This window comes from Peristeroidobacter agariperforans (genome assembly GCF_004138335.1).
Classification (GTDB): Bacteria; Pseudomonadota; Gammaproteobacteria; order Steroidobacterales; family Steroidobacteraceae; genus Steroidobacter; species Steroidobacter agariperforans.
The window spans coordinates 1639318-1651932 of sequence record NZ_RYFW01000001.1 but is presented as its reverse complement, the minus strand read 5'-3'; the positions used below and the strand labels follow the sequence as shown (position 1 = coordinate 1651932).

The following is a 12615-nucleotide window of genomic DNA, read 5'->3' as shown; positions in this document are numbered from 1 at the left end:
AGGAAGCATCATGACCCGATTCTCTCGCACGACCCCGCCGGCGCTGCTGGCGAGCCTCGGCCTGCTGGCTGCTACCGCGACGCTGGCGGCCGACGCCAAGCCCAGCTTCGAGTCTCTGGACAAGAACGGCGACGGCAAGATCAGCCTCACGGAAGCCTCGAACGACGACGCGCTGTTCGTGGCATTCAAGAGCCTGGACAGCAACAAGGACGGTGAGCTGACTCGCGAAGAATTCGCCAAATACAAATAAGTCGAACCCAGGGGCGCGAGGCTATGGACTTCGCGCCCAAGCTCCGGCCGGACAAGGACACGTTCGCCTGCAGCGGGAGCGTCTGCGCAAGATGCTCCGGCTCTCCCGGCAATGTCTCCCCTTTGTCCTGCCGCGCCCAACCGTGTCGGGTAATATTTTCGTCGTCAACGTCGGGGGAATAACACATGAAGAATGAGTTCTCGTCGTCCACGTCTCGTTGGCTGGCCGGCGCGCTGCTGGCAGCCACGCTGCTCGGCTGCAGCAAGCCGCCGCCGGCCCCGCCCAAGGCGCCACCGACGCCCGAAGAGAAATCCAAGAACACCATCAGCAAGGCCGCGTTCGGCACTCTGCCCGATGGCACTGCCGTTGACTTGTTCACCATGGTGAACGCGAATGGCATGGAAGTGCGCGCCACCAACTACGGCGGCATCATCACGGCGCTGCTCGTGCCCGACGGCGCCGGCAAGGCGACCGATATAACGCTGGGCCTGAAGTCGTTCGACGACTACGTGAAGAACCCGCCGTACTTCGGCGCCATCATCGGCCGCTATGGCAATCGCATCGCCAAGGGCCAGTTCAAGATCGACGATCAAACCTACAAGCTGCCTAAGAACGACGGCCCGAACACCTTGCACGGCGGCGTGAAGGGTTTCGACAAAGTCGTGTGGCAGGCCGAGCCGTTCGAAAAGGAAGATTCGGTGGGCGTGATCTTCACTTACACCAGCAAGGACGGCGAGGAAGGCTTTCCGGGCAACCTGCAAACGCGCGTGACCTATACGCTCACCGACAAGAACGAGCTGTCGTTCGACTATCACGCGACCACCGACAAGCCGACCGTCGTGAATCTCACCCAGCACGCTTACTTCAATCTCGCCGGCGACGGCAACGGCGATGTGCTCGGGCACGAGTTCACGATCTATGCGGACGGATATACACCGGTAAATAAACAACTCATCCCGACCGGCAAAATCGCGCCGGTGACCGATACGCCGTTCGACTTCCGTAACAAGGTGAAGCTCGCCGACCGGGTCAACGCCGACAACGAGCAGATCAAGTTCGGCCAGGGCATCGACCACAACTTCGTGCTGAAGAAAAAGGATCCGAAGGCTTTGACGCTGGCGGCGCGCGTTTCCGAGCCGACCACGAGGCGCGTCATGGAGGTGCACACCACCGAGCCGGGCGTGCAGTTCTATACCGGCAACTTCCTGGACGACACGCTGGCCGCCAAAGCCGGCAAGCCGTACGCCAAGCACAGCGGCTTCTGCCTGGAGACTCAGCATTTCCCCGATTCGCCGAATCAGCCGGAATTCCCCAGCACGGTGCTGCGTCCGGGTGAGGAATACAACAGCAGAACCGTCTATACATTCAGCGTGCGTTGAGCGTGAATTCGCGTCGCGCACAGCGGAATCTTCACATCTCTTGACTCCAATCGGCGCCGCTTGCGGCGCCGATTTTTCTTGACACGCGTTTCATTGACACGCCCCCGCCGCGCATTGTTTTATCCCTCGCAATTCACGGGGGAGACTCACTTAATGAGAAGCGTATTGTCGCGCGCCATCGCAACGGCTCTGGCAGTTTGCGTTGCTTCCGCGGCCGTCGCGGCCCAGCCCGCCAAGGGCCCGCGCACCAAGGACGGCAAGCCCGATCTGAATGGCATCTGGCAGGCCATGAACTCTGCCAACTACGACCTCGAACCGCACGCCGCGCGAGCCGCGATGGCGATGGTGCCCGGTCAGTTCGTTCCGGTGCCCGCTCCGCAAGTCGTGGCGTTGGGCGCCGTGGGCTCGGTGCCCGCGGGCCTCGGCGTCGTCGACGGCGACGCAATCCCATACACGCCCGCGGCGCTGGCCAAGAAGAAAGAAAACCAGAAGAACTGGCTCGAGCTGGATCCGGAAGTGAAGTGCTACCTGCCAGGTGTGCCGCGCGCCACTTACATGCCGTATCCGTTCCAGATCTTCCAGAGCAACTCGCAAACGTTCATTGCTTATGAATATGCGGGCGCGGTCCGAAACATTTATATGAAAGATCCAGGCCCGCCGCCGGCGGACTCGTGGATGGGCCAGTCGGTCGGCAAGTGGGACGGCGACACGCTGGTCGTCGAAGTCACCGGTTTCAACGATCAAACCTGGTTCGACCGTTCCGGCAATCATCACAGCGACAAGCTGAAGGTCACCGAGCGCTACTCGCAGCGCGGTCCGGATCATCTGTGGTATGAAGCGACCATCGAAGATCCCGAGACGTTCACGCGCCCCTGGAAGATCGCCATGCCGCTGTATCGCCGCGTCGAGCCGAACGCCCAGCTGATGCAGTTCAAGTGCGTTGAGTTCGTCGAAGAGCTGATGTACGGCCATCTGCGTAAGAAGCCCGCCACCGAAGGCGCGCCGCCGCCGGCGAAGAAGTAACTCCAACGCAGTCGCTAGTTTTTCGGAGGATAAGGAATATGCGCAGCAAACTTCTCATCGCCGCCGCCGCCGCTGTGATCAGCACCGCACTCGGCAGCGCCGTCGCCTACGCCCACCACGCGTTCGCCGCCGAGTTCGACGCGAACCGTCCGGTCAACCTTCGTGGCCCGGTCACCCGCATCGAGTGGATCAATCCGCACGCGTGGATCCACATCGAAAACAAGAAGCCGGACGGCACGGTCGAAGCCTGGATGGTCGAAGGCGGCACACCGAACACGCTGCTCCGTCGCGGCATCACCAAAGATTCGCTGAAGATCGGCACGGAAATCGTCGTGCGCGGTTATCAGTCGAAGGACGCGCTGTGCAAACCGAAGTGCCGCGCCAACGGCCGCGACGTGACGTTCCCGGACGGCCGCAAGCTGTTCATGGGCTCGTCGGGCACGGGCGCGCCGAAGGACGGCTCGGACGATAGCGAAAAGTAATTCATGAACACGACTGCTACTTCGAGCACTCGTGAAAAGATCGCGCTGGCAGTGTCTGGCGCGATCCTTCTTGGCAGCGCGGTTTACTGGGTACTGCAGATCAGCGACGTCCTGGCGACGTTGCGGCTGGCGTACGGCGGATAACGGCGACTATGGCTGGCTGGCGTCGATCAGCGCCGGCCGCTCGAACCACCTCATCCGGTACGCGTTCATTGCGGTAATGCCGAGCTTCTTCAGCAGATTGTTGTTCACGATCACGCCTACCGGCGCGCCGATCACGGGCAACAGCTGCGCGAGCTTCGCGAGATCGATGTAATCGCGATATTCCTGCTGAAACCTGCGCCAATCGAAATCGTCGATCGAGCCCGGCAGCGTTGCGGTCCGCTCGTGCCAGTGCTGCATCTTCTGATACACGTCGGCTCGATGCGCGTCGCTGGAGAACGCGAGCTGGAAGACATGGAGCAGATACAACCGCTCGCGATAGTCCTCGCCGGAGAAGCCATACAGCGCGGCGATTTCGAACAGCATCTTCAATTTGATGCTCAGGAGCAGCGGAAAGTCGGCAAGGCCCAGCAGAAAGCCGCCAGCGCCGGTGATGCCGCCTTCGACGGCCGCGGTTTTTCTGTATCGATCCACTGTCGTGCGTACGCGAGTCTCGCGATCCTCCAGACTGCCTTCGAGCAGCGGCGCCGACGCGGTGAAGTTCGAGCCCTCCAGCACGGCACGCGTCATTTGTTTGATGACGGCGGTGACGCTGGCGTGCACTTTCTCGGGAATATAGCTGTTGATCTTGCGCTGAACGCCGCTGGTCGCGCGATTCCATAGGCCCGGCGCTCGCTGCATCTCGTGTTGCCAGCGGCGCAGCTCGTCCAGAGCCTGGGTGTCGTAGGCGGTCATGGTGAGGGACGATGCCGTGTTTGTTTCTGCTGTGCAAGACCTCTGGTGGCGACCCCTGTAAATCGCGAGCTGTGCGCTAACATTCCATGCTGACGCATCGAACTCACTACAACCAACAAGGACACCTCATGAACACCTTTGCCCGTTTCTTTACTCGCGCGACGGCCGTCATCGCGCTCGCTGCTGCGGGCTGCGCAGCGCACGCCGCAGATCTCACCACTCAGGACTACATCGACATCGAGCAGTTGTATGCGACTTATAACCACGCCATCGATTCCGGCGATGGCGAAGCGTGGGCAGCGACGTTCACGCCGGACGGCTCTTTCAATACGCGCTTCACTGGTAAAGAGGGGCTGGTTGGATTCGTGAAGATGTGGCGCGAGAAAATGAATGGCGCGAATCGGCGGCACTGGAATACGAACCTGCGCATCACGCCGTCGGCAGAGGGCGCGAACGGCACGGTGATGCTGATGCTGCTCGATGTCGGCGCCAAGCCGCCGTCGATCGTGAGCACCGGCATGTACACCGACGTTCTGGTAAAAACGCCGAACGGCTGGCGCTTCAAGACGCGCGTTGTGAAGGGCGATGCGCCACCGGCGCCTTCAGCAACACCCTGAAGCGGTTAGCGGTTCGCGGTTAGCGGTTGGCGGTTCGCGGTTGGCAAAGAACGAAGGCCCTCCCAGCTAACCGCCAACCGCCAATTAATATTTCTTGTCCGCCCGCGCCGGGCGCCCCGTCTAGAATGAAATCGTCATCGGGGGGACCAACCGCGTGAATTCGGCGTTATTGCAATTCGCTACGTGGCTGAGCGAGCGCTCTTTCAGCGTCGGCCTGCACGAATCCTTTTACATGTACAACTGGATCGAGACGACCCATGTCATGACGCTGATGCTCAGCTTCGGCATGCTCGCCATCGTCGATCTGCGCATGCTCGGCCTGGCCTTCGCGAACGTGCCGGCGTCGAAGATCGCCGAGCGTCTCGACAAGCCGATGTTGATCGGCTTCTCGATCATGTTCATCACCGGCATCCTGCTGTTCTCCGCCATCCCGGTACGCACGACGCAGAGTCTTTGGTTTCGCATCAAAGTGATTCTGCTGATCGCAGCTGCGATCAACGCGTGGCTGTTCCGAGGATATTTGCTCGCTTCGAAAGGCTCGTGGGATGCAGATGCGGTCGCGCCGCGTCGCGCGCGAATCGCCGCAGGTTTATCGCTGGCACTGTGGTGCGGCGTCATCATGACTGGCCGCTTCATCGCTTACGACTGGTTCGATTGCGGCGGTAATAACCCCGCGTTCATCGACTGGGCGGCCGGCTGCGTGGCGGCCGAGTAACCGATCAGGGGAACGCGCATGTTGCTCTCATTCTTCGAATGGCTGGAAGCGTCGAGCCTCGGCGTCTTCATGAAAGACCTGCCGGCGACGTTTGCCATCGTCGAGGCGGTTCACTTGATGGGCCTGGCGCTGCTCGGCGGCACAGTGCTGGCGCAGGACTTGCGATTGTTGAATGTGATCCTGCGCGATGTGCCCTCGAATGTGGTGACGGAGCAGGCGCACCGGTGGTTCAAAGTCGGCCTGTGGATTTTGTTGCTGACCGGCGTGCCGATGCTCGCGGGCGTGGCGACGAAGTGCTATCACAATCCGTTCTATTGGACCAAGATGGTCGCGCTGGTCATCGGCATTCTGTTCGTCTTCACGCTCAAGCAGCCATTGCTTCGAGCGGATCACGCCACGCTCAAGCCAGCGTCCTTGAAGTTGATGGCGCTGGCGTCGATGTCGCTGTGGTTCCTGGTGGCGGCGTCGGGGCGATGGATTGGCTTCTCGGGCTAACTCAGCCGCACGCCTTCCAACAACAGCTCGGTCATGGCCCTCGCCTTGGCGCGGGCCTCGTCAATGCTCGACCCGAGCGCCAGTGACACGCCCATGCGGCGCTGGCCGTGCACTTCCGGTTTACCAAACAAGCGCACAGCCGTATCGGGCTGAGTCAGCGCTCGATCGACATTCTCGAAGCGAACGTCGTTCGACTCGCCTTCCACGAGCAATGCACAGGAAGCAGCGGGCCCGTGCTGGCGAATGACGGGAATGGGCAAGCCCAAAATCGCCCGCGCATGCAGCGCGAACTCGGAAAGGTCTTGCGAGATCAGCGTCACGAGCCCCGTGTCATGCGGCCGCGGCGACACTTCGCTGAAGTAGATCTCATCGCCCGCGACGAACAGCTCGATGCCGAAGACGCCATTGCCGCCGAGATTCTCGGTCACGGCGCGCGCAATGCGCTGCGACTCCTGCAAGGCCGCGTCACTCATGGGCTGCGGCTGCCATGACTCTCGATAGTCGCCGGCGATCTGCAAATGACCGATGGGCGCGCAGAAGCTGGTCTGGCTGTTGTGGCGCACGGTCAGCAGCGTGATCTCGAAATCGAATTTGACGAAGCCTTCGACGATGATGCGCCCGGCGCCGGTGCGCCCGCCCTGCTGCGAATATTTCCAAGCGTGCGCAATGTCCGCCTCGGTTCGCACCGTGCTCTGACCTTTCCCCGACGAGCTCATCACCGGCTTTACCACGCAAGGCATGCCGATATCCCGCACCGCCTGTCGATATTCCTCTTCCGTATCGGCAAAGCGATACGGCGACGTGCGGATCTTCAGCTGCTCTGCCGCCAGCCGACGGATGCCTTCGCGATCCATCGTAAGGCGTGCCGCTCGGGCGGTCGGAATTACCGTGAATCCTTCCTTCTCCAGCTCGATCAGCGCCGGCGTCGCGATCGCCTCGATCTCCGGCACGATGAGGTGCGGCCGCTCCCGCTCGACGACCTGTCGAAGCGCGACCGGGTCGAGCATGTTGATCACGTGCGACCGATGCGCCACCTGCATGGCCGGCGCATTGGGATAACGATCCACCGCGATGACTTCGCAGCCGAAGCGCTGCAACTCGATCACGACTTCCTTACCCAGCTCGCCCGAGCCGAGCATCATCACGCGGGTGGCCGAGGATGAGAGTGGGGTTCCTAAGGTAGTCACGGTGGTAGCTCGACGGGAGGGCCGGTGGCGCAGTATCCGGCGTATAGGGATTGCATACAACCGGCAACGGTCAAACGACATTGCGGCGCGCGGTGCGGCTCATTAGTCTTCGCGCTTTCGTCAGCGAAAGGATGATCATGCCTCGTTCACGCTTGCTGCTGGGATCGCTGCTCGCCACGCTCGCTGCAGCCGCGCATGGCGCAGAACAGAAAACCTGGGACGTGAATGCCCCGCCCGGCGAGCGCCGCGAGATTCCGATCGACGTGCGCTCGGGCACGTGGCTGAGCGTCGACGTGAGCCCCGATGGCAGCCGTGTGTTGTTCGATCTGTTGGGCGACATCTATGAGCTGCCCATCGCCGGCGGCGAAGCCAGGTCGCTCACGTCCGGCCTGGCTTGGGACATGCAGCCGCGCTACTCGCCGGACGGCAACAACATCCTGTTCACCTCCGACCGCGCCGGCGGCGACAACCTGTGGCTGATGGATCGCACCGGCAATGCGCCCCGCCAGCTCACCAAAGAAGATTTTCGCCTGTTGAACGACGCTGCCTGGCATCCCAACGGTCGTTACGTGGCCGGGCGCAAACATTTCACGACGCGCCGCTCGCTCGGCACCGGCGAGATCTGGTTCTACAACCTCGATGGCGGCGATGGCGTGCAGGTCGTGAAGCGCCAGAGCGAGGAGTTTCAGAAGGAGCTCGGCGAGCCGACGTTCTCGGCCGACGGCAAATATCTCTACTACACGCAGAACGTCACGCCCGGCAATCGATTCGCTTATGCGCAGGATGTGAACAGCGAGGTGTTCGCGATCAAGCGTCTCGATCTGGCCAGCGGCGAAACCTCCGACGCAGTCAGCGGTCCAGGCGGCTCGGTGCGCCCGACGCCCTCGCCCGACGGCCGCTATCTCGCATTCATTCGCCGCCTGCGCACGCCCGAAGCGTTGCAGACGGCGCTGTACACGCAGGATCTGCGCTCCGGCGAAATCAAATTGATCTATGCGGATCTCGAGCGCGACATGCAAGAGACCTGGGCCGTGAACGGCGTGTATCCGCGCATGGATTGGATGCCCGACAGCAAATCTCTCGTATTCTGGGCAGGTGGCGGCATCAAGCGCGTAGATATCGCCTCCCTGGCAGTGAGTGACATTCCATTTCATGTCACTGGCACCCGCGCCTCGATCGCGCCGCCTCGCTTCCAAGTCGATGTTGCGCCGGATCAGGTGCAGGCACGCATGGTGCGCTTCGCAACCGTGTCGCCGAACGGTCAGAGCGTCGTGTACGAATCGTTCGGTCGCCTGTGGATTCGCGACGTCAACGGCGGAGCTCCGCGCCAGCTCACCAGCGATGCCGACAACGCGTTCGAACTGTTTCCTTCCTGGTCGCGCGACGGCAAGAACCTCGTGTTCGTGCGCTGGAGCGACGCAACGCTCGGTGAAATTCGAGTCGTCGGCGCGGGCGGCGGCAAGTCGCGTGTCGTGACGAAGCAGCCCGGGCACTACTATCAACCGCGCTTCACTCCGAAGGGCGATGCCATCGTCGTGCAGCGCGCGGCGGGTGGATATCTCACATCGCCAAACTGGTCAGCCGAGCCTGGCCTGTATCGCGTGCCGGCCGCCGGCGGCGAATTGCAGAAGCTCACCGACAAAGGTCGCAATCCGCACTTCATCGATTCGTCCGATCGCATCTATTACACGGAAGACGCCGATTCGGCGAAGGAAAACGAGCCCGCGCACGAACTGGTGAGCGTCGATACCAACGGCACGGATCGCCGCGTGCACGCGCGCTCGAATTACGCCAGCAAAATGGAAGTCTCGCCGAGTGGTGAATACATCGCGTTCCGCGAAAACTTCCACGTCTACGTGGTGCCGATGCCGCCGGGCGGAACCTTGGATCTATCGCCCAAGACGAAGTCGGTGCGCGTCGTGCGCGCGTCAGAAATCGGTGGCGATTATTTGAACTGGACGGACGGCGACACACTGACCTGGTCGCTGGGCCCGACGCTGTATCGTGGCGAAATATCCGCACTGTTCCCGAAGCCGGTCAGCGGCGGCGCCGAGCCTGCGCCCGTCTATGGTCAACGCATCGTGGATCTGAGCAACTCACGCGCAGCCGACAAACCTACTGGTGTCGTGGCGCTCACCGGCGCGCGCATCATCACGATGAACGGCGATCAAGTCATCGATAACGGCGTGATCGTCATTCGCAACAACCGCATCGCCGCCGTCGGCGCCGCGAACTCGGTGCAGATCCCTGCCGAGGCGCAGCGCCTGGACCTCGGCGGTAAGACCGTGATGCCCGGCCTGATCGACATCCACGCACACGGCCCGCAGGGCGTCGAAGACCTCATTCCTCAACAAAACTGGTCGGCTCTGGCGCACCTGGGGCTGGGGGTCACGACCATTCACGATCCTTCGAACAACGCCACCGAAATCTTCGCCGCTGCCGAATATCAGCGCGCCGGTCTCGTGCCCGCACCGCGCATTTTCTCGACCGGCGACGTGGTGTACGGCGCTCGCTCCGAAGGCCTCGCCGACATCGGCAACATCGACGACGCCCGGCATCACATCCAGCGCCTGAAAGCACAAGGCGCGATCTCCGTGAAGAACTACAACCAGCCACGTCGCGAACAACGACAGATGGTTGTAACCGCTGCGCGCGAGAACGGACTGATGGTGGTCGCCGAAGGCGGCTCGCTGTATCCGATGGACATGACCATCATCGCCGACGGCAACACCGGCCTCGAGCACAACAATCCGCCCCAGCATTTCTACGACGACGTGCTGCAGTTCTGGCCGAAAACCGGCGTGGGCTACACCCCGACGCTGATCGTGACGTTTGGCGGCCTGGGTGCAGAGTTCCTGTTCTACCAGGAGTCCGATGTCTGGGCGCATCCGTTGCTGTCGAAGTACGTGCCGCCACATATCGTCCAGCCGCGCTCGGTGCGCCGTCAGATGGCGCCGACGACGGATTATCAACCGGTGCTCGACTCGGCCACGAACGCGAAGAAATTGATGGAGCTCGGTGTGTCAGTACACATCGGCGCGCACGGTCAGCGCGAAGGGCTGGGCTCGCACTGGGAAATGTGGGGTTTCGTGATGGGCGGCATGTCGCCGATGCAAGCGCTGCAAACCGCAACGATTCTGCCGGCGCAGTACATGGGCCTCGATAAGGATCTCGGCTCGATCGAAGCCGGCAAGCTCGCCGATCTGCTCGTGCTCGATGGCAATCCGATCGAGGACATCCGAGTCACGGACGATATTGCGTACGTGATCCAGAACGGACGCATCTATGAAGGCGGCACGCTGGCCGAGAAGCTGACGGGCAAACATCAGCTCGCGCCGCTGTTCTGGCATACGAAGTAGAGTGATGTGGCCGCGGCGGCTCACCACCGCCGCGGCCCGGTTCGCTGTGGCCTCAGCGAGTCTCCTTCTGCGGCACGTAAGCAATACACTCCAGCTCGACTCGCGCATTCATCGCAAGTCCGCTGGCTGCTAACGCACTGCGCGCCGGAAACGGCTTCTTGAAAAACTCACGATAGACCGTATTGAACGCCGGCCACTCCGCGATATCGGCGAGAAACACGGTGCACTTCACCACGTCGCTCAGCGACGCTCCATTGGCTTCGAGCACATGCTTCACGTTCACCAGCGTCTGACGCGCTTCGGGCACGATGCCTCCCGGCGGCAGTTTGGCGGTGGCGGGGTCTTCGCCGATCTGTCCGCTGAGATAGAGAAAATCTCCGGCTCGCACCGCTTCCGAGAACGGCCGGTCCAGCTTCAGTGCGCGCTCCGAGTTCAAGAATTGCGGCTTATCGGCAGCGCCACTGCTCACCGTAGCCAGCAGCGCCAGCACACCAACGATGGTCCTTGCTCCAATCCGACTGCGAATCAGCATATTCGGCCTCTGATGTTATCGTTCGTAAACGACAGCTTAGCCCGTCAGCCGCATCCTAAGCATCTTCGCTGTTTCGATTCGTTGCATGAGGCGTGCAATTCGTGGGCGCCGCTCATCGACGAACGTCAGCCAGGATAATATTGCGCCATGTCGACGCCTGCCGAAATGAACAACCCGATCTGGTCCGCCCTGACCTCCGCGCAAGCTCACTTTGCGATTGGCGGCCCGATCGCCAAACGTTATCCCGCCGAAGTCGCGCCCTTCATCGCAGTGCCCGAGCCGACGGCCGCCGCAGCCGACGCGCTGGCCGGACTCGTGTCACCGGGCGAGATCGTCAATATCGTCAGCGTCACTCCCAAGCTCGACACGGGCTGGGAACTCCTCGCCACCGGCAACATCGTGCAGATGGTCTGGCGCGACGGCGCGCCCTCGCCCGACGAGGACGCGGCAGGCATCACACCTCTCAGTGATGCCGACACACCCGACATGCTCGGCCTCACCGCGCTGGTGTTCCCGGGTTACTTTCGTCGGCGCACGCCCGAGATGGGCGAATACTTCGGCATCCGGCAGGACGGACGATTCGCCGCCATGGCTGGCGAGCGCATGAAGCTGCAGGGCTATGAAGAGATCAGCGCCGTCTGCACGCATCCCGACTTCACGGGCAGAGGTCTCGCCGCGCGCCTGATCAACCTGCTGGTCGCGAAACAATTGAAACGCGGCATCGTGCCGTTCCTGCACGTGAACGAAACGAATGCTCGCGCGCGAGCTTTGTATGCTCGCCTCGGCTTTGCCGATCGGGCGTTGCTGCCGCTGTGGTTGTTGAAGCGGGTCTAGCATTCTCCTCGTTGGCAATTGACGGCCGAGCGCCATCGTGATGCCCTGGCCTGGTCACGTCTTGCGAAGACACTGGCGCGTTCGAGCTGGCAGCCGGTGATCGACCCAGCAATTCCCCTAAGATTTCCTACCTATACGCGCTTCCTACCCCTGACGGCCAACCTTACATAGGCCGTCCCCGTGACGCCGACGGCGACAGGAAAATCAACGGCTTGCAAAGACGGTACGACATTTGCTTTGTCATCCGTTGTCTTATCATCCGGGGAGAGTCCATGAGTCTCAAATCCACATGCCTGAGCGCAGCGCTTCTCGCGCTCTCGGCATTTACGTATGTGCAATCGGCGAGCGCGACGCCGCTGCTGTGCCAGGAGGTCAACAAGAACCACATGTACGTGGACGACTCGCAGGTGTCTTCGTGTCTCGGCGCCGGAGTCGGCAACATCAACGGCAACCCCAATAACGACGCATTCCTGACAGGTGAAGGCGCCGGCTTGGGACTGATTAGTATCGGTGAGGGAGACTTCGCCAAGACCGGCAAGTACACCGGCACGTTCTCGTTCGACGGCAGCCTGTGGGACAGCTGGAGCGAGATCGCGATCGGCTTCAAGTTCGGCACCGGCAACCAGGCCGATGAATGGTTCGTCTATATGTTGAACCCGCTCATTTCCAGCGGCAGCTGGTTATTCTCCGAGTTTGACAAGAAGGGCGGCCAGGGTCTCTCGCACATTACGCTCTACGGCCGCAGTCCGCCGAGCGAGGTGCCGGAACCTGGCACATTGGCGCTGCTCGGCGTGGGTCTGCTCGGCGCTGGCATTGCGCGCCGTCGCAAGCAAGTCTGATACAAC

General features: G+C 61.8%; 13 protein-coding genes and 1 pseudogene. 11 read left to right on the top strand and 3 right to left on the bottom strand.

Annotated features, from left to right (window positions below; all coding sequences use genetic code 11):
• Window positions 1–10: 10 nt before the first annotated feature.
• The 5 genes from EK373_RS07145 (at window position 11) to EK373_RS33010 (ending at window position 3278) form a co-directional block, all read left to right on the top strand.
• Entirely contained in the window at window positions 11–250 is a 240-nt protein-coding gene (locus tag EK373_RS07145; RefSeq protein ID WP_129643393.1) for an EF-hand domain-containing protein, read from the top strand.
• A gap of 185 nt (window positions 251–435) precedes the next feature.
• Window positions 436–1629 carry an aldose epimerase family protein gene (locus EK373_RS07140; RefSeq protein WP_198683121.1) on the top strand — a complete coding sequence of 398 codons (1194 nt, stop codon included), beginning with the start codon at window positions 436–438 and terminating at the stop codon, window positions 1627–1629.
• A 153-nt stretch (window positions 1630–1782) separates the two neighbouring features.
• Window positions 1783–2652 (top strand): hypothetical protein, encoded by an 870-nt coding sequence (locus EK373_RS07135; RefSeq protein ID WP_129642016.1) that lies wholly within the window; start codon window positions 1783–1785, stop codon window positions 2650–2652.
• A gap of 38 nt (window positions 2653–2690) precedes the next feature.
• Window positions 2691–3134, top strand: coding sequence for a DUF6152 family protein (locus EK373_RS07130; RefSeq protein WP_129642015.1), 444 nt, complete (start codon window positions 2691–2693; stop codon window positions 3132–3134).
• 3 nt (window positions 3135–3137) lie between these two features.
• Window positions 3138–3278 carry a hypothetical protein gene (locus EK373_RS33010; protein ID WP_157994261.1) on the top strand — a complete coding sequence of 47 codons (141 nt, stop codon included), beginning with the start codon at window positions 3138–3140 and terminating at the stop codon, window positions 3276–3278.
• A gap of 6 nt (window positions 3279–3284) precedes the next feature.
• Here the strand turns inward: EK373_RS33010 and EK373_RS07125 are convergent, their stop codons facing one another.
• Window positions 3285–4031 carry an EcsC family protein gene (locus tag EK373_RS07125; protein ID WP_129642014.1) on the bottom strand — a complete coding sequence of 249 codons (747 nt, stop codon included), beginning with the start codon at window positions 4029–4031 and terminating at the stop codon, window positions 3285–3287.
• Between the two features lie 128 nt (window positions 4032–4159).
• Here EK373_RS07125 and EK373_RS07120 point away from each other — a divergent pair, with 128 nt between their 5' ends.
• The 3 genes from EK373_RS07120 (at window position 4160) to EK373_RS07110 (ending at window position 5858) form a co-directional block, all read left to right on the top strand.
• Entirely contained in the window at window positions 4160–4648 is a 489-nt protein-coding gene (locus EK373_RS07120; protein WP_157994260.1) for a nuclear transport factor 2 family protein, read from the top strand.
• A 154-nt stretch (window positions 4649–4802) separates the two neighbouring features.
• Window positions 4803–5363, top strand: a complete 561-nt coding sequence (locus EK373_RS07115; RefSeq protein WP_129642012.1) for a DUF6644 family protein — start codon at window positions 4803–4805, stop codon at window positions 5361–5363.
• Window positions 5364–5381: 18 nt separating this feature from the next.
• Window positions 5382–5858: a DUF6644 family protein gene (locus tag EK373_RS07110; protein ID WP_129642011.1), complete on the top strand. Its 477-nt coding sequence runs from the start codon at window positions 5382–5384 to the stop codon at window positions 5856–5858.
• Here the strand turns inward: EK373_RS07110 and purT are convergent.
• A complete protein-coding gene (gene purT, locus EK373_RS07105) occupies window positions 5855–7045 on the bottom strand; it encodes a formate-dependent phosphoribosylglycinamide formyltransferase (protein WP_129642010.1) in 1191 nt (396 codons plus the stop codon). The two genes, EK373_RS07110 and purT, sit on opposite strands and share 4 nt — an antisense overlap.
• Window positions 7046–8058: 1013 nt before the next feature.
• On the opposite strand from purT, the gene EK373_RS07100 reads away from it, so the two are divergent.
• Entirely contained in the window at window positions 8059–10404 is a 2346-nt protein-coding gene (locus tag EK373_RS07100) for an amidohydrolase family protein (RefSeq protein WP_407676191.1), read from the top strand.
• A gap of 52 nt (window positions 10405–10456) precedes the next feature.
• On the opposite strand, the gene EK373_RS07095 is transcribed toward EK373_RS07100, so the two are convergent.
• Entirely contained in the window at window positions 10457–10936 is a 480-nt protein-coding gene (locus EK373_RS07095) for a RidA family protein (protein ID WP_129642008.1), read from the bottom strand.
• Window positions 10937–11083: 147 nt separating this feature from the next.
• Between EK373_RS07095 and EK373_RS07090 the strand changes: the two genes are divergently transcribed.
• Window positions 11084–11770 (top strand): GNAT family N-acetyltransferase, encoded by a 687-nt coding sequence (locus tag EK373_RS07090; protein WP_198683119.1) that lies wholly within the window; start codon window positions 11084–11086, stop codon window positions 11768–11770.
• Between the two features lie 755 nt (window positions 11771–12525).
• A pseudogene (locus EK373_RS34215) lies at window positions 12526–12609 on the top strand (PEP-CTERM sorting domain-containing protein); the annotation flags it as partial.
• Window positions 12610–12615: the final 6 nt, after the last annotated feature.